The 17,606-nt window shown below is 49.1% G+C and carries 13 protein-coding genes; 5 read left to right on the plus strand and 8 right to left on the minus strand.

All coding sequences use genetic code 11. From position 1 onward, the window contains the following. Positions 1 to 20 precede the first annotated feature (20 nt). Both CFREI_RS12210 and CFREI_RS12215 read left to right on the plus strand, forming a co-directional pair. Positions 21 to 260, plus strand: a complete 240-nt coding sequence (locus CFREI_RS12210; protein ID WP_027012961.1) for a hypothetical protein — start codon at positions 21 to 23, stop codon at positions 258 to 260. Next, positions 251 to 1,336, plus strand: a complete 1,086-nt coding sequence (locus CFREI_RS12215) for an alpha/beta hydrolase (RefSeq protein WP_051255990.1) — start codon at positions 251 to 253, stop codon at positions 1,334 to 1,336. The genes CFREI_RS12210 and CFREI_RS12215 overlap by 10 nt, the downstream gene beginning before the upstream one ends. A 531-nt stretch (positions 1,337 to 1,867) precedes the next feature. On the opposite strand, the gene adhP is transcribed toward CFREI_RS12215, so the two are convergent. From adhP to dnaK, 6 genes are all read right to left on the minus strand, one after another. After that, the gene (gene adhP / locus CFREI_RS12220) at positions 1,868 to 2,896 is read right to left on the minus strand and encodes an alcohol dehydrogenase AdhP (RefSeq protein ID WP_027012960.1); all 1,029 of its coding nucleotides are present in this window, start codon (positions 2,894 to 2,896) and stop codon (positions 1,868 to 1,870) included. 91 nt (positions 2,897 to 2,987) lie between these two features. Next, positions 2,988 to 4,508 carry an acetaldehyde dehydrogenase ExaC gene (gene exaC, locus CFREI_RS12225; RefSeq protein ID WP_027012959.1) on the minus strand — a complete coding sequence of 507 codons (1,521 nt, stop codon included), beginning with the start codon at positions 4,506 to 4,508 and terminating at the stop codon, positions 2,988 to 2,990. Between the two features lie 406 nt (positions 4,509 to 4,914). Further along, entirely contained in the window at positions 4,915 to 5,331 is a 417-nt protein-coding gene (locus tag CFREI_RS12230; RefSeq protein WP_027012958.1) for a heat shock protein transcriptional repressor HspR, read from the minus strand. Then, positions 5,328 to 6,476 carry a molecular chaperone DnaJ gene (gene dnaJ, locus CFREI_RS12235; protein ID WP_027012957.1) on the minus strand — a complete coding sequence of 383 codons (1,149 nt, stop codon included), beginning with the start codon at positions 6,474 to 6,476 and terminating at the stop codon, positions 5,328 to 5,330. Before dnaJ ends, CFREI_RS12230 begins: the two co-directional genes overlap by 4 nt. A 102-nt stretch (positions 6,477 to 6,578) precedes the next feature. After that, entirely contained in the window at positions 6,579 to 7,232 is a 654-nt protein-coding gene (gene grpE / locus CFREI_RS12240) for a nucleotide exchange factor GrpE (RefSeq protein WP_027012956.1), read from the minus strand. Then, positions 7,229 to 9,061, minus strand: coding sequence for a molecular chaperone DnaK (gene dnaK / locus CFREI_RS12245; RefSeq protein ID WP_027012955.1), 1,833 nt, complete (start codon positions 9,059 to 9,061; stop codon positions 7,229 to 7,231). Before dnaK ends, grpE begins: the two co-directional genes overlap by 4 nt. 1,222 nt (positions 9,062 to 10,283) lie before the next feature. On the opposite strand from dnaK, the gene CFREI_RS12250 reads away from it, so the two are divergent. Further along, entirely contained in the window at positions 10,284 to 13,487 is a 3,204-nt protein-coding gene (locus tag CFREI_RS12250; RefSeq protein WP_035112210.1) for a bifunctional proline dehydrogenase/L-glutamate gamma-semialdehyde dehydrogenase, read from the plus strand. A 943-nt stretch (positions 13,488 to 14,430) separates the two neighbouring features. Here the strand turns inward: CFREI_RS12250 and CFREI_RS12255 are convergent. Next, complete coding sequence (locus CFREI_RS12255) at positions 14,431 to 14,703, minus strand: hypothetical protein (protein ID WP_027012952.1); 273 nt, start codon at positions 14,701 to 14,703, stop codon at positions 14,431 to 14,433. A 223-nt stretch (positions 14,704 to 14,926) separates the two neighbouring features. Here CFREI_RS12255 and CFREI_RS12260 point away from each other — a divergent pair, with 223 nt between their 5' ends. Then, the gene (locus CFREI_RS12260) at positions 14,927 to 16,288 is read left to right on the plus strand and encodes an AI-2E family transporter (protein WP_051255989.1); all 1,362 of its coding nucleotides are present in this window, start codon (positions 14,927 to 14,929) and stop codon (positions 16,286 to 16,288) included. A gap of 47 nt (positions 16,289 to 16,335) precedes the next feature. Here CFREI_RS12260 and CFREI_RS12265 read toward each other — a convergent pair whose 3' ends face one another. Further along, positions 16,336 to 16,908 (minus strand): nucleosidase, encoded by a 573-nt coding sequence (locus CFREI_RS12265; protein WP_035112256.1) that lies wholly within the window; start codon positions 16,906 to 16,908, stop codon positions 16,336 to 16,338. A 194-nt stretch (positions 16,909 to 17,102) separates the two neighbouring features. Between CFREI_RS12265 and CFREI_RS12270 the strand changes: the two genes are divergently transcribed. Further along, complete coding sequence (locus CFREI_RS12270) at positions 17,103 to 17,492, plus strand: hypothetical protein (protein ID WP_027012950.1); 390 nt, start codon at positions 17,103 to 17,105, stop codon at positions 17,490 to 17,492. The last annotated feature ends 114 nt before the right edge of the window (positions 17,493 to 17,606 follow it).

Raw genomic sequence — 17,606 nt, forward strand, 5'->3', positions numbered from 1 at the left:
CCCATGTCAGTGTCAAAGGTATGACTCTTGAATTTGACCCTCATCAAACAGTCCATTTCCCTGCGCCCCAATTAGGTACAAGTATTCCCATTGGTGGACCGCTTACCGACGCCGCTCTCGCCCGGGCTTCGGCGAATTGGCAGGCGCACGCAGACCATTTACGGGATGCCACTAATGATTGGACCGTTCATGTCCAACAGTTTTTAAATAGTGCGTACGATAGAGACCTTGCCACCGCATGGCGGCTTGCATGCCTATAAATGCTTTATGCGCCGAAGAGTGCGCTCAAAGCTTACGTACAACACAGTTTTTTAATCCCGTACTCAATGGCACTGGCGTATTTTTCGATCGTGCACGGGAAGAAGCCAAGCAGATACAGAGCCATTGGGAAGAGATTGGAAAAATCCAAGATCTAGTTGCGGATGTCCTTATAGCAACAGCACAAGCACAAATGGATTTGGATTTTGCATGGGAAAAAGCCCGGGCATTTGGCGATGAATCTGAACTCGTAACGGATTTTTTGCGACACATCCAAGCCATGGGCGAAGCCCTTGATGCCGCCTGCGCTGCAGAAATAGATTTTCTTTGTACTCCAGCCCCTAACCGTATTGAACGAAGATTCGCGGATTCTGATTCACTTTCCATAGCAGCATTGCATGAATTCAATACCAATACCGCCATCGAACAGATTATCGGTAGTGATGGAAAAATATTAGAACTAGGAGATGAGCATATCGTGGTTGCGTATGGCGATATAGAGCATTCTCCACACGTTGCTACTATTGTGCCCGGCGTTGGAAGTTCCAACCCCGAGCATTGGCCACAGTATGCGGACCGGGGGCGTCGTTTAGCAAAGGAAACCGGAGCCGCCATTATTTGGCTTGGCTACCAAGCACCTCCAAACGTACCCGCGGGCATTGCTCCTCTGCCTGCAGAATATGGAGCCATTGAGCTACGCGAATTTCAAGCCGCACTTGCACGCCGAAACCCAGATCAATATCACAGCATTCTCGCCCATAGTTATGGCACCGTAGTCGCTGGCAAAGCAGCACAATCTGGACTTGACGCAGACGCCATAATCTTTATGGGAAGCCCTGGAACAGGTGCAAATAATACTTCCGAACTGCATCTTTACTCAGATGAGCCAAGAATAATTGCGATTACTGGGGACCGTGATCCGATAGCATTAAGCGCATCAGCAACTGGAGGCGTGCACGGCCCCGATCCAACACACCCACAATTTGGTGCGGAGGTTTGGCATTCCCAAACCGATCACAGTGGATACTGGGAAGACCAAACCTTCCTCCATCAGATCTCACAACTCCCATACAGATAATAAACACGTTTGCCGGACTACACTGTGCTTGGGTTTGTGCGCTTGTGGTGAACTGGGATTTGGTTGTGCACGTCCGGCGACCTGGTCCTTTCGGGTGCTGGTTGGGCGTGTTGTCACAGATTCCATTTTTTCGGCGGATTTTATGGAATCTGTGACACGATAGGTAGGGAACCTGTCACAGATTCCATTTTTTTCGCTGTTTTTATGGAATCTGCGACACACCCCAGGTCAACGATTGTGCGCAATCTTGGTTGCTGTCACAAATTCCATTTTTTCAGGCGATTTTATGGAATCTGCGACACTCAGTATGAAAACATCACCAGTTCAATAGGGCTAGCCTATCAAACACCCAGGAAACCACCTCAAACCCCAGGCAAAGCAGCCGCCACACCAGGAGACTCCGAAAAACCAGCTCCGCCACCGAAAACAACAGGCAGATTTTACAATAACCCCGCCCCCAAACAGCCTAGAACAAAACTATTCTGGTTTTCGGGGACAGGGTCAAAACCGCTGGTTCAAAAACCGCTGGGCTTATGGGTAGCGGATCGACATGCGTCCGTCAATACGGCCTTTGCGCATATCTTCGAATACGGTATTGATGTCATCGAGCTTGCACTCTGTGACTGTTGGCTTAATCATGCCGCGAGCATAAAAGTCAAGCGCTTCCTCGAGGTCTTGGCGGGTGCCCACCAGCGAACCGCGAATGGTCAGCGCTTTAAATACAATATCGAAGATCGGTGCGGGGAAGTCACCTGGAGGCAGCCCATTAAACACAATGGTTCCACCCTTGCGCGCCATGTCTATAGCCTGGCCAAATGCCTGAGGATGGACAGCGGTAACCAGCACACCATGTGCACCACCCTTTGTGTATTCGGTAATTGCTGGGCCTGGCTCACGCTCACGAGCATTTACCACAAACTCAGCACCATGCTTTTTGGCCAGTTCCAATTTCTCATCAGCAATATCCACGGCAATGACTCGTAACCCCATCGCAACGGCATATTGCACCGCAATATGCCCAAGACCACCCACACCGGAAATGACCACGAATTGCCCAGGACGGGTATCAGTAACCTTCAATCCCTTGTATACCGTTACGCCGGCGCAAAGAATCGGCGCAACCTCAACCGGATTGGATCCCTCGGGGATTCGCGCGCAATAACGAGTATCTACCAGCATGTACTCTCCGAAAGAGCCATCTACCGTGTAACCACCATATTCTGCATCATTACACAAGGTTTCCCAACCAGTGCGACAGTGCTCGCATTCACCGCATGCAGACCATAGCCAAACATTGCCAACAATATCGCCAATATCCACACTATGTTTTCCTGGCCCAAGTGCAACAACTTCGCCAACACCTTCATGGCCTGGCACAAATGGCGGTTCTGGTTTCACTGGCCAATCGCCTTCTGCGGCATGCAAATCCGTATGACACACACCGGATGCATGAAGTTTCACCAATGCCTGATTCGGGCCCGGCTTTGGCAGTTCCAGGTCACCGATTACCAAATTAGGGCCGAATTCTTCGACGATTGCCGCTGTAAATGTATCTGACATGACCCCTCCTTAAGGGAAATATTTTTCAATATGGTGTAAAAATGGCGAAAGACCGGTCTACACCGGTCTTTACGCGCATACGCTTCAACGATTAGAAGAAGCCCAATGGTTTCTCGCTATAAGAAACCAACATGCACTTTGTTTCCTGATAGTGGTCCATCATCATCGCGTGATTTTCACGCCCAATTCCAGACAACTTATAGCCGCCAAACGCAGCATGTGCAGGATACGAATGGTAGTTATTTACCCAAACCCGGCCAGCCTGAATTTCCCGGCCTGCACGGTACGCAGTATTTTGATTACGCGTCCAAACACCAGCACCCAATCCATATACGGTGTCATTGGCGATCTCCATTGCCTCTTCAAAGGTCTTAAAGGTAGTCACAGCTAGGACCGGGCCGAAGATTTCTTCCTGGAAGCACTGCATAGAATTATCGCCCTTAAGAATGGTCGGCTCGATATAGAACCCACCCTCAAAGCCTTCAATGGTTGCCACGTGGCCACCAGTGAGAACTTCTGCGCCTTCGGCAGGGCCAGACTTAAGATAACCGGCGATCTTATCCATTTGATCCTGGGAAGCTTGAGCACCCATCATGGTTTCAGTGTCCAATGGGTTACCAGTACGAATATTCCGCACCTTCTCCACTGCAAGTTTCAAAAACTCATCAGCTATGGATTCATGTACAAGGGCTCGTGACGGACAAGTACAGATTTCACCTTGGTTCAATGCGAACATGGCTAAACCTTCAATGCACTTTTCCCGGAAATCATCGTCTTTATCCATAATGTCTGGGAAAAAGACCGAAGGTGACTTTCCGCCAAGTTCAAGGGTTACTGGAATAACTTTTTCGGATACCGCCCTGTGAATTTGCTGTCCTACCGCGGTAGAACCAGTAAATGCAATCTTGGAAATTCGGTCGGAGGAGGTAATCGCATCTCCAACTTCAGTACCACGCCCGTTCACCACATTAAGCACGCCGGGTGGGAGTAAATCTTGTATTAACTCTATGACAACAAGAATGGAAACCGGTGTTTGCGCTGCTGGCTTCAAAACAATACAGTTGCCTGCGGCAAGCGCAGGTGCAAGTTTCCAGGTAGCCATAAGGATTGGGAAGTTCCAAGGAATAATCTGGCCAACCACACCAATTGGTTCCTTGAAGTGATACGCAACAGTATCATCGTCAATTTGAGAAATACGCCCTTCTTGGGCTCGCGCAATACCCGCAAAGTACCGGAAATGGTCGATTGCTAGTGGTATATCCGCTAGCAGCGTTTCACGCACCGCTTTTCCGTTTTCCCATGTTTCCGCAACCGCAAGCATTTCCAGGTGCTCTTCCATGCGATCTGCAATTCGATGAAGAATAAGGGCCCGCTCGGCTTGAGATGTTCTCGCCCAAGCATCTTTTGCGGCATGGGCTGCATCAAGGGCTAGCTCGACATCTTCTGCTTTCGACCGGGGCACTTCGCAAATCACTTGACCAGTCACCGGGGTGATGTTTTCCATATATTCGCCACCGATCGGTGGCACCCACTTACCACCAATGAAGTTTTCATAACGCTGCTTGAAGGTGATCAGCGACCCTTCAGCCCCTGGATTTGCATAGATGGTCATTAGGCAAGTTACCTTCCTCGACTCGATACTGGATGCGTAACCCAAAGCCTAATGATGGAACGAAGTGTTGTGCGTCATAGTTATCTTGATGCATTCACGCCCAGCTCAATTTCGCCCCAAAATCAATGGTTTTGCAGGCGATTTACAATGAATTTACTAATTCTACAACAAGCTAAAATTACCCCCGCGAGATACCCCCACATTATCAGCATTATGTCGCTAAAACCATTTATCAGACACGCTTCACACCCCCAAGAGTCTTAAAACTGGAAAACTAGATAATCCTAAATTTTTGACATAAAAAAACTGATTAAAATTCTTTACTGAAAAAATGCGAAATCAGGGCACAACTTTAAAAGCAAAACAGTGTTCACCCCCGATACAATTAGCGCCTCACCACAAAGCGCTACGAGCGTTTCCGACGGCGCGGCTCCCACATCACTACCGCTGTTGAGCGTGGCACATGAACGATTTCACCGCGAGGCCGCTCCTGCTTATTGCGTAGCTTTTCAAGTTCCAATTTCAGCTCATTGTTTTCCGCATTGAGCCGTTCATTATCCCGTTGCAGACGTTCATTTTTAGTTTCCAACGAAATAATCGTTTTGATACCTGCAAGATTCACGCCTTCTTCTTGGCTTAATCGGTGGATTTCGCGGAGCAAATCCACATCACGGCGGGTATAACGGCGACCGCCGCCGCGAGATCGCAGCGGCGTTACCAAACCCATTCGATCGTAGGCTCGAAGAGTTTGAGCATGCAATCCAGCAAGTTCAGCAGCAACGGAAATGACAAAAAACTCTACATCTGGTTTATCCCTACTCATTTCGCTCCAGCCCACCCTTCTCGCGGATCAAAACCTGAGACACGCTCCGCTTCAGCATAAGTACGGAGTGCGGTGGCGGCAGCGGCGTCGAGATGCTGAGGCACAGTCACATTTACGGTTACCAAAAGGTCACCGGCGCTACCATCACGCTTTTCGACGCCCCGACCACGCACCCGCAATGTGCGTCCGTTCGGCGTTCCAGCGGGAATTTTTACCCGTACGGGTAAATCTAAAGTAGGCACGCTAACGGTATCGCCCAATGCGAGTTCAGCAAAACTTACTGGAATAGTTACTTCAAGATCATCACCAGTACGTGTGAATACGGGGTCTGGACGAACGTGTACCGTGACAAATAGATCGCCAGCAGGCTTGCCTTTCGGCCCAGCTTCACCCTTGCCGGCAAGACGAACTTTCTGGCCATCAATCACACCAGTTGGGATACGCACGGTAATGGACCGTGTCCTATGAACCGTCCCAAGTCCGGAGCACTCATGGCATGGGTCTATAACACGTTGACCAGTGCCTTCACAATCTTCACACGGAGCGGAAAGGCCGAAAGCGCCGCGAGTTTCGCTACGAAAACCAGAACCATTACATGTAGTACATGTAGACGTTTTTCCGGTACGAGAACCCGACCCATGACATGCCGAGCACGGAGCTTGACCAGTGAGTTGTATTGGGAAAACTGTACCTTTGGCGGCCTCGCGGAAATCTAGCGTAATTTCCGTTTCAACGTCGGCCCCTCGTGTAGCCCGAGCCGTGTTGCGAGTAGCACCACTGCGGTTGAAAAGGCCACTGAAGATGTCACCAAAACCACCTTCTTGGCTATATCCTCCCCCGCCGAAAATATCCGAGAAGTCCTGTCCGCGAAACCCGGCACCATAACCTCCGAGTCCACCGAACCCACCAGCGGCAAAGGTTCGTTTGAACTCATCGTATTCGGCACGTTTCGATTCATCGCCAAGAACATCATATGCTTCTGCAGCTTTTTTAAAACGCTGCTCCGCAGCTTTGTCTCCTGGGTTTTTATCTGGGTGATTTGCCCGAGCGAGGGTACGGTAAGCCCGCTTAATCTCATCGGCGCTCGCGGACGAGGAGACACCCAGGTCCGCATAGTAGTCTTTTTCCGCCCATTCACTTCGCATTACTGGGCTCCTCCTTCCTGAGTCATAAACAATGAAATTAATTGTGTTCAACAAAGCTAGTGACACACTCACGGGCCCACGACAATGTGGGCCCGTAGCGGTCTACTGTTTACGATCCGCAATAATCACCATGGCGGTTCGAAGCAATCGATCACCCATAACATAGCCACGTCGAAGCACAGTTCCAATTGCCTTATCGTCGCCTTCGGAAAGATCTTGGACAGCTTCGTGGCGCTCAGGGTCAAAATCATCACCTTCAGCACCAAACTCCGCAACCTTCATGGAAGTCAATGTAGCCCGGAACTTATCGTTCAAGGACTTCAAAGGACCAGCCTCATCCAGTGCGCCATGTTGAGCCGCCAGATCTAGATCGTCGAGCAATGGCAATAACGCAGTTACTACCTGGGCTTTTGCCATTTCGATTGCTACAGTACGTTCCCGCTCCGTGCGGCGTCGATAATTGGTGTACTCCGCGGTAATACGTAGCAGATCTTCTGTGCGTTCAGCAAGTTCCGCTTCCGTATCAGAGACCTCACCATCCCCATCATGATCCGGCTCGACCTCTACCCCATCAACTGATTCGGCAGTAGTAGAGTCTTCGGCTTCATCAGGTTCAGCATCCGCCTTCACATCTTCGGATGCATCTGGAGAAGCCTCCGAATCTGCAGCTTCTGCTTCGGCAGCCGCGACCTCAGCTTCAGCAAGCGCCTCGTCAATCGCCTTATCTAGTTCAGGGTCACGCGGGTTGTCGGTCACTTCTTCTCTTCTTCCTCGTCAACTACCTCAGCATCAACAACATCGTTATCGGTTGTTGTGGTGCTCGAAGCAGTGGAAGCGTTCGCAGCTTCAGCTTCGTAAATCGCCTTGCCCAACTCTTGAGAAACGGTGGAAAGAGTATCTACAGCCTTCTTAATGTCGTCGATATTGTCACCCTTGAGTGACTCTTCAACGTCTTTTGCCGCACCTTCAACCTTGTCCTTGATCTCATCGGAGATCTTGTCCTCATTATCGGTAACGAACTTACGAGTCTGGTAGACCATGGACTCTGCAGAGTTACGTACTTCTTGCTCTTCGCGGCGACGCTTGTCTTCCTCAGCATGGGTTTCAGCGTCCTTGATCATCCGATCAATTTCTTCCTGGGACAGGCCAGAACCATCTTGGATCTTAATGGTGTTTTCCTTGCCGGTACCCTTATCCTTCGCAGTTACGTGCACGATACCGTTAACGTCAATGTCGAAGGTGACTTCGATTTGAGGCAGACCGCGAGGCGCCGGAGCAATACCACCAAGTTCAAAGGAGCCAAGCAACTTATTGTGTTGTGCGATTTCACGCTCACCCTGGAAAACCTGAATCTGTACCGAAGGCTGGTTGTCTTCAGCAGTGGTAAAGGTCTCGGAACGCGTGGTCGGGATAGCAGTATTCCGCTCAATGAGCTTGGTCATAACCCCACCCTTGGTTTCAATACCGAGTGACAGCGGAGTGACGTCGAGGAGCAGCACATCCTTTACTTCGCCACGGATAACACCAGCTTGAAGTGCAGCACCAACGGCAACAACCTCATCTGGGTTCACACCCTTATTGGGTTCACGTCCACCCGTGAGCTCCTTTACCAAATCAGTTACTGCAGGCATACGGGTAGAACCGCCAACAAGCACAACATGGTCTACATCTTTAATGGAGACACCTGCATCCTTAATAACCTGGTTAAACGGTGCCTTTGTGCGATCCAGAAGGTCTTGGGTGATCCGCTGGAATTCTGTCCGAGACAGGGTCTCATCCAAGAACAATGGGTTTTTGTCTGCATCAACAGTGATATAAGGCAGGTTAATGCTTGCAGTCTGTGCTGAAGATAGTTCAATCTTGGCTTTTTCAGCTGCCTCACGGAGACGCTGCATAGCCATCTTGTCCTTGGTCAGATCAATACCGGAGCTTGCCTTAAACTTCTCCACAAGCCAATCAACAATGCGCTGATCCCAGTCATCACCACCGAGGGCATTGTCACCAGCGGTTGCGCGAACCTCTACAACACCATCACCAATTTCCAACAAAGAAACGTCAAAGGTGCCACCGCCGAGGTCAAATACCAGGATGGTTTGCTCTTTATCACCTTTTTCAAGACCATAAGCAAGTGCAGCGGCCGTAGGCTCGTTAATAATGCGGAGCACATTCAAACCAGCAATCTGGCCGGCTTCTTTTGTTGCCTGACGCTGAGCATCTTCGAAGTAAGCAGGAACGGTAATGACCGCATCAGTAACTTCTTCTCCAAGGTACGCTTCAGCATCGCGCTTCAGCTTCATCAGGGTACGTGCGGAAATTTCCTGAGGAGTGTACTTCTTCTCATCGATACCAACATTCCAATCCTCACCCATGTGACGCTTTACGGAACGAATGGTGCGATCCACGTTGGTGACAGCCTGGTTTTTAGCTGACTGACCAACTAATACTTCGCCGTTTTTCGCGAAAGCTACCACAGATGGTGTGGTGCGAGAACCTTCGGCATTTGCAATAACTACCGGATCACCACCTTCAAGCACTGCAACAACTGAGTTTGTGGTGCCGAGGTCAATGCCTACTGCACGTCCCATAGTTTTTCCTCCTGATATTTCGGGTTATTAGTGCAACTTCATCAAAGCTTGAGATTGATACAGCTCGGCTCAACCTTCAGTCACTAGATTAGCAGCCACCTTGAGCCAAAACCACTCAAGCTTTTCAATCTGTATAACGGACAATCTAACAAACTTGTTCCCGTTCGACTCAACTTTTTTGTTTTCGCAGCTCAAGGAGCCTCTTTCCATATGCTAAGCACTCCTGAATTCAATCTTCCATAAGTTTGTACGAATAACCTTCCCTCGATAACCCCCGCAATCGAAGCGGCCACATACAACGGCCCAGAACCTATCCCGTAAGTTCAACTAGTTTTCTTTCCATACTCTTTGCGGCTGGAAGTTTTGGTTTGAGCACAACCCATGTAACTGACCACTCAGAACACGGGCTGACTCACAGGCGCATGGGCTGAAGTTTCCAGGCTCTCCAGGAGTGCTTGATAGGCACACCCTATCGAACTAGCGATGTTTTCATCCCTACTGTCGCAGATTCCATAAAATCGCCTTTAAAAATGGAATTTGTGACAGCAAGCAACATTGCACACAACCGTTGACCTGGGGTTTGTCGCAGATTCCATAAAATCCGCCGAAAAAATGGAATCTGTGACAACACGCCCAACCGGCACCCAACCAGCACCCAAAAAGACCAAGCACCTCCCGACGAGAGCCCACCCAACCCTAACCAAATCCCAGGTCACCAGACGCACACAACCAAACCACCGGGCAAAACCAGGGCAAAACCAGGGCAAAACCAGGGCAAAACCAGGCCAAAAGCCAAGCCAGTCCCAAACCTCAGCCAAGTACAGTCGAACAAACGGGAAACAGTTCAGTTCTTAACCCCTCCCTTACCCCCTCTAGCTATTAGGTGATGTGAACCATAAAATTCCTAGTATTCGGGTTATGTCACGCATACATCCAAATTTGGCACCTACTAAAAATTCGTATTTTCCCACTACAAAAGCGAAAGTGAGGCACTCTTGGCAGCCCCTTCGGAGGCGCAACTGTCGCTGTGTCCCACACTCAAGCATGAGGTTCTTTTATCCTGCAGTACCCTCGCAGCCAGGAACGCTGTGTCCGCATTACTGCCCCAAACGGTGGGTGGCCGAGTTCGCCCTGCAGGGGATCGGCCCCCGACCCTCTTGTGTACTACTCCCCCAACCAGTTCAAAACTGTTCAGTATGTAATACAAGAAGGAGAACAACTCATGAGCTATATCAATCGTGATCTTGAAAACCTGCAGGAGCGCATTATTGCACGCGCCAATGAGTGGCTAGCTGCAGAGCAGAAATCCGCTAAGTCAAAAGAAACGGAACAACTTGCGGCGATGGTGCACGATCCTTCGGGCGTGGAATTCACTATGCGCTTTGTGGATCGTGTTGCTCGCCCGCAGGATAATCAGGTAGCTGCGCGGGAGCTCACCAAACTTACGGATACTGAGCTTCCTGGATTTATTGGACCAATTGATCGCGCACTAGTAAATACTGGCGCAAAGATGGCAAAGTTTGTGCCTAATTTCATTATGCCTGCTGCTCGTACTCGGCTGCGGCAGATGGTAAGCCATTTGGTGCTTGACGCTGAAGGCAAGGCCCTCAATAAATTGCTGGATGAGTCGAAAGCCAAGGGCTATCGTCTGAATGTCAATCTTCTCGGTGAGGCCGTCCTTGGCGATGGTGAAGCAAATAACCGATTGACCCGCACTATGGAGCTACTGAAAAACCCACGAGTGGACTATGTTTCCATTAAAGCTACATCGGTAGTTGCACAGTTAAACCCGTGGGATATTGATGGCAATACCGAGCTTTTAAAGGAGCGGCTCCGCCCACTGTATCGCTTGGCTTTGCAGCGCAGTCCGCATCCTTTTATTAATTTGGATATGGAGGAATATAAAGACCTCCACGTAACAATTCGCCTGTTTGAAGAGCTCCTTATGGAGGAAGAGTTCCTAGGCCTTGAAGCAGGCATTGTATTGCAAGCATATCTGCCGGACTCCTTCCAGGCGCTCCAGCAATTAGCTGATTTTGCTAAACGGCGAGCAGCAGCTGGTGGTGCAAAGATTAAGATCCGCCTGGTGAAAGGGGCGAACTTGTCTATGGAGAAAGTGGATGCTGAGCTACATGGCTGGTATCCAGCTCCATATGCCACTAAAGAGGAAGTAGATGCAAACTTCCTGCGCATGATGGACTACATTTTGCGTCCTGAGCATGAGAATGTTCGTGTGGGTATTGCGTCCCACAATCTTTTTTCGGTGGCTTCTGCGTATGAGCTTAGCGTTGAGCGCGGCGTCGAAACGCAACTCGATGTGGAAATGCTGCAGGGTATGGCCCCAGCCCAAGCAGAAGCTGTGCGCCAAGCCGTGGGTACCGTTATTTTATATACGCCGGTGGTACACGCCGAGGATTTTGACGTCGCGGTGAGCTATCTAGTGCGCCGCCTTGAGGAAAATGGCGCACCCGAAAACTTCCTGTATGCACTTTTCGGTGGCGACCTTACTGAGCAGGAAGCACGGTTCCGGGAGTCTGTTGCCCAACGCTGGAAGGTTGCTGAGGATTCTCGACGCCTCTCCACCCCAGAAACCTTCAATGCTTCCGATTCCGACCCGGCACTGCTTTCCACCCTGGAATGGGCGCGTACTTTGGAGGATCCACAGCCAAAGTGGAGGCTCATTACAGATGTGGAAGAAGTTGATAAAACGGTCGCGGGTCTTTTAAAGTCACCCCGTTTAGATATCGCCGAGCGCACCGCATTATTGCAGCGTGCCGCCGATGAACTTGAAAATATCCGCCAAGATCTATTGGGCGTCATGACCCATGAGGCTGGTAAAACCATTGCAGAAGCAGACCCAGAGGTTTCTGAGGCCATTGACTTTGCTCGCTACTATGCTCGCTGTGCAAACGCACTGAATACTCCCGGACACTCAAAGTTCACCCCACATAATCTGGTAGTAGTTGCTTCGCCATGGAACTTCCCAGTGGCTATTCCGCTCGGTGGCGTATTTGCATCATTGGCAGCGGGTGCAAAAGCGATCCTGAAACCAGCGCCTGAAGTGCGGCGATGCGCTGAGGTGGCACTAACTGCACTCCGCAAGGCCGGCATTGGCGAAGACCTTGTACAGCTTATGCACACCGATGAAGCTGACGCCGGACGCCGCCTTATGTCCCACCCTGATGTGGATGCAATTATTCTTACTGGTGCTTCCGAAACTGCATCGCTATTCCGCGGATGGAAACCAGAAATGAATATTCATGCAGAAACCTCCGGTAAGAATGCCATTATTGTTACCCCATCTGCTGATCCGGATTTGGCTGTTGCCGATGTGTATAAATCTGCATTCGGCCATGCCGGTCAGAAGTGTTCTGCGGCTTCATTAGTTATTCTGGTCGGTGACGTTGGGCGCTTTACCGATCAGCTTATCGACGCCACCCGCACCCTACGCGTAGGCTATGGCCACGAACTTTCCACCACAATGAATGGTTTAATTTCCCCTCCAGGAGAAAAACTCCACCGTGGTTTAACCACTCTGGAAACTGGGGAATCTTGGCTGGTAAAGCCAGAAAAACTCAATGATGAAGGCACCCTATGGTCTCCTGGTATTCGTGATAATGTTCGTCCAGGTAGCTGGTTCCATACCCATGAATGCTTTGGTCCGGTACTTGGCATTATGCACGCTGAGTCACTAGAGCAAGCCATTGAATGGCAAAACAGCACCGGTTTTGGCCTGACCGGTGGTATCCACTCATTGGACGAAGATGAAGTGGAATTGTGGAAAGAAAAAGTTGAGGTTGGTAACGCCTATATCAACCGCGGCATTACTGGCGCGATTGTTCAGCGGCAGCCATTCGGCGGTTGGAAGAACTCCTCTGTGGGCGTCGGCGCTAAAGCTGGAGGACCAAACTATGTGGCCCAATTGGGTACATGGGAGGATATTGAATCCGATGTTCCATCAGTGAGTTTGCCTCCTGCTTACCGGGAATTAGCGAATACAGAATTCCTAAAGCGTGCTGCTGCCCTCGATGAAATCGCATGGCGCACAGAATTTGGTGTGGAGCAAGATTTTACTGGCCTGCGTTGCGAATCCAATGTGTTCCGATACCGTCCGCTAGAAACCCTGTATGTGGTCGGCGATGATGAAGAACAATTTAATCGCCTTAAGCTGGCCGCACTGCGCACTGGCACCGAATTACGCAAATTGGAAACCCACGAATGGTTCCCACCACATTCACGAATCCGTGCCATTGGCGACGCACCCGTTCCCACCACAATCTACGAATGGGCAGCACTCAATGGCTCAGTAGTTATTGATGGCCCCGTACTTGCCGATGGCCGCCGCGAACTGCTGCACTTCCTCAAAGAACAAGCCGTATCAACAACAAACCATCGATTCGGCTATATCAAGGAGGAGACTAGCTAACCTCAACTGCACGAACTTTTCGTGTTTGGGCTACCTGTTTCTGGGTAGCCCTTTTTCAGTTGCCTATACTGCACAAACAAAAGCTGTGCATAGTAAGAAACTATTCTGAATCAAGGAACAGACAATAATGACCCAGGCATATCCGATATACCCCCATGCCCCTTATAGCTTCAATAGAACCCAATCGTCTGCGCATTCCACTACTTCCTAAAATACAATCGACTTCACAGAAGCAGTACTATTTGGCTTTAAGGCAGCATTCAAAAAGCCGCTTTTTTGGTTTTCGGGTACCACATTTTATTTTCTATGTACTCTCTATAGCCCTTGAAGTTTTTGTTTACAATATTATCCAAGATCTACCGAGCTTCACGTACACCTATTCCAACTCGTTGGTCACTGCATCACTACCTGCAGGAGCTGCCAGTACATGCGTAGACGTACCGATATTAGCCGTGTTTCGCCATGCCGCTACCGCATCAACATTAGGAATAACACCAAGTGTTCGCTACATTATCAAACAGCTAAATTTCCTAAATAGCTGCGCCATTATTTTTATTAATTCTATTGTTCTTTCATACACCTCTTTACCAATTCAATATGCCCAATTTTTTATAATTTCCCAATACCCGGAAGCGATCTTGACACAAGAATATTCGCTTTTTCACTGGTAACCGGATTCGTATTTCCACTATTAATGACAGCGATTCTAGTTTTTATAAATCCACTACTACTACTTTGGGTAAATTACTCTGCGGATAATCAGGGTAGCATTTAGAGTCGCATTTCCCTTGGATTCCAAGCTGGGAGAACACATTACCCCCAACTCGTGGTGTTTAGTATTTTCACCTCATACACCAGGTTTGCCACGACTCTAACGTTTGGAATTTTAATGGTAATTATAATGCCAGTTTTTTACTATCCCAAACGTATGTGTATCGCAGAATTACTGGTTTTCCGGAAGATCAGTCTTCCGAAAAGCCAGCCAGGAAGCAGCCCCCATAACCGCCACGAAAATCAAAAGTTCGAGCGTATTAAGCGGGCGTTGCCAGTATGAACTATAGAGAATTACTCCCACAGCAATGAGCATAGTCACTATGCCAATAAGCAGCCCTAAGTGCACACCCTGAGCGTTACCCGCGATGGCCGATTTAAGACTCCCGACCAGCCCAGCGGCAGACGCAATAAACAGCACGACGATAATTGCGATAGTTGCCATTCTGCACCTCCTAACTTTGATAGCAACTTCCAACTATTCATAATTTAAGCATTTAAATTAAAGCAAATGCCAACAATTAAGTTGTATAAAATATATTCTCTGTTGGGTTACTTGGAACATTTCCGATACTATATGCTCTACAAGCATTCTCTATCCCCATAAACGTAACAAATCGGCGAAGTATGTTGGTTCGTACGTTTTCTTATGGCAAAGTGAACCGATAATGAATAACCAATCTGATCCAACGGAATCAATCATGAATTTTGTTGAAGGCGAGCGGGGTACCCATCCTAAGGCAACTCCGCCTCATAGTGATTCCGGAACCCACGACGACGCTGTACCTGGATCGTCGCGCCCGGCTCCAAAAGTAGACCGCGCATTAATCCTCGGCCAAGATGGGCGATGGGTGGCTGGTTGGGCCTTACGTTTTATTGTGATGGCCGGAGCAGCATATATTCTTTGGCTGGGGTTAGCTCAAGTCTGGCAAGGACTCTTGCCTATATTACTTGCGATTTTAATGTCCACTGTGCTTTGGCCCCCGGTAAAGTGGCTGCGCGACCGCGGTATCAATGGAGGTATAGCCTCAGCTTTGGTTCTTATTGCAATGTTTGCAGCCATTGGTGGCCTATTTGCTTCCATGGCGCCAAATGTTTCAAGCCAAACAAAGATACTGTTTGCCCAAGCAATGGTTGGCATTCGGACCATCCAAGAATGGATGAAAGGTCCACCATTAAACCTGGATGCAGAAGGTATTAATGAAATTGCTAATGAGGTTGTCTCTCGTATTCAGGCTCAAGCAAGTAGCCAAGCTGGCAATATTGCATCGGGCGTGTTTTCAGGACTTTCAGCAGCCTCCTCTGTAGGCGTCACAATTGGTGTAGCTCTGGTCCTTACATTCTTCTTCCTAAAAGACGGTGATCAATTCATTCCGTGGGTCCGCAAAAACGTCGGCGAGACCGCAGGCTGGCATCTTACTGAGGTGCTCACACGCACTTGGAACACCCTCGCAGGCTTTATTCGCGCACAAGCCATTGTGTCATTTATCGACGCCGTGTTTATCGGCATCGGGCTAATCGCCCTTGGGGTTCCCCTGGCCCTAGTATTAGCGACCATTACTTTCTTTGCCGGTTTTATTCCGATTATTGGTGCGGTTTCCGCTGGCGCAATTAGCGTTCTTATTGCACTTGTTTCAAATGGTCCAACAACCGCTATCTTGGTGCTGATTCTTATCCTTGTTGTACAGCAAGTCGAGGGAAATATTCTTTCCCCAATGCTGCAATCCAAGGCAATGAATCTACACCCAGTGATTGTGCTTCTTGCTGTCCTTGTCGGTGGCGGACTATTCGGCATTGTTGGAGCCTTCCTTTCAGTCCCAGTGGCTGCGGCCATTGCAGTCTGGATTCGCTACCACGCAGAGATGGTTTCCCTGCGAACTGGTGAAACTACCGTCGACGATATCGAGATCGAAACAAAGAATGCCTCGGCTTCCCATTCAAAACATGAGACTATTAGGAACATTAAAGCGCGTATGCAAAGTTTGGTAAACCGACGACATCGCATCGCGAAGCAAGAGTCCAGTAAATAAGTCCCCCCACCCCACACGTGCCTATGTTTCACACCTGGGCACGTTTTTTAATGCGCTTTTTTCGTATTTTCGAGAAGAGCCAGTACTTTAAAGGTTGCCTCGGCAAGCTCTTCTGCTCCCGCCTTCGCTGCATCAGCCCATGATCTAGCTGCATCTTGATCAGCGTTATCACTAACCTGCTTCAACAAGGTCACCGGTATCCCATATCGCCAACCAATCAATGCAATAACGTGGCCTTCCATATCCACTAAATCAGCTTGTTTGGCCAGTTTATCTCGTGCCACCTGATCAGAAATAAAAGCATCCCCTGTGGCCAAACGAGCATTTGGATATACACCAGTGGTTGACAGAGTAAGCGCATTCACCATTGGCTTACCTGTTATTTTTGCTATTGCATCGGCATCAAAGTCATGTCTAACCACACGTTCAATTTCAAATATTCCATGTACGCCACTCAAACTTCCTGCCGTACCGATATTAATAATATGATCGGGACGATTGTGCCACAGGTATTCCATCAAGCTAATTGCACAATTTGAGGTACCGACTCCAGTGACTAACAACGGGTAACCATCTATACCCGAAGATTCCTCTTCAGTGGCGGCAACTATAAGAACCATAGCTCCAAGTGTAGCCACTTTTCCCAACCAGACAGATCTGTACATAAATGCGAAACTCGCTACACCCATCAATCCTAGACAACACTTCAACCACTGCAAATATATAGACAGACCTGTACGCGAAAATCTTGCGTTTATGTCACCTATCGGCTAAATTGAAGTAGCCTAAGCAATTAAATTGAAAAGGATGGACTATGAAGATTGCAATCATTGGAGCTACCGCCCACGGAATTCGCACAGCAGAGCATTTCGCCTCATTACCAAACACCGAAGTAGATCTTTTTGATTCCAGGCCTGCGATATTTGGCCTTACTCATTATGGACCCGCAAACCCAAGAGTCCGTTTTATAGGAAACATCACAATAGGCGTTGACATTACACGTGAAGAACTTGACCCACTATACGATGCCGTAATCTTTAGCGACCGATCCCCCAACTCCGATAGCAGCGATATTCTCGATCTTATTCAAGATAAAGGATTACCCCACACAACTTGGAAACAACCAGCAGATAAAAACCCTGCTTTACCGCGCGATTGGTTCGCTACATTTCGCGCGGCACAGGAAATTCCTACGTGGCTATAACACTCAGACAAAACCGTCTAAATTCTGCCCGCCCATCGTCATCTCATCTACCAAAAGGATTTTGCACCATTGGGCGGGCGCTTGCAAGGAAACTATCATTTGACTTCTATGACT

The sequence above is a fragment of the Corynebacterium freiburgense genome (assembly GCF_030408815.1).
Classification (GTDB): Bacteria; Actinomycetota; Actinomycetes; order Mycobacteriales; family Mycobacteriaceae; genus Corynebacterium; species Corynebacterium freiburgense.

Coding starts and splice junctions, on each gene's coding strand:
- CFREI_RS12215 (WP_051255990.1), top strand. CDS start 251: ATGCCTATAAATGCTTTATGCGCCGAAGAGTGCGCTCAAAGCTTACGT.
- CFREI_RS12230 (WP_027012958.1), bottom strand. CDS start 5,331: ATGAGTAGGGATAAACCAGATGTAGAGTTTTTTGTCATTTCCGTTGCT.
- CFREI_RS12255 (WP_027012952.1), bottom strand. CDS start 14,703: ATGGCAACTATCGCAATTATCGTCGTGCTGTTTATTGCGTCTGCCGCT.
- CFREI_RS12210 (WP_027012961.1), top strand. CDS start 21: ATGACTCTTGAATTTGACCCTCATCAAACAGTCCATTTCCCTGCGCCC.
- CFREI_RS12265 (WP_035112256.1), bottom strand. CDS start 16,908: ATGGTTCTTATAGTTGCCGCCACTGAAGAGGAATCTTCGGGTATAGAT.
- CFREI_RS12270 (WP_027012950.1), top strand. CDS start 17,103: ATGAAGATTGCAATCATTGGAGCTACCGCCCACGGAATTCGCACAGCA.
- exaC (WP_027012959.1), bottom strand. CDS start 4,508: ATGACCATCTATGCAAATCCAGGGGCTGAAGGGTCGCTGATCACCTTC.
- dnaJ (WP_027012957.1), bottom strand. CDS start 6,476: ATGCGAAGTGAATGGGCGGAAAAAGACTACTATGCGGACCTGGGTGTC.
- CFREI_RS12250 (WP_035112210.1), top strand. CDS start 10,284: ATGAGCTATATCAATCGTGATCTTGAAAACCTGCAGGAGCGCATTATT.
- adhP (WP_027012960.1), bottom strand. CDS start 2,896: ATGTCAGATACATTTACAGCGGCAATCGTCGAAGAATTCGGCCCTAAT.
- CFREI_RS12260 (WP_051255989.1), top strand. CDS start 14,927: ATGAATAACCAATCTGATCCAACGGAATCAATCATGAATTTTGTTGAA.
- dnaK (WP_027012955.1), bottom strand. CDS start 9,061: ATGGGACGTGCAGTAGGCATTGACCTCGGCACCACAAACTCAGTTGTT.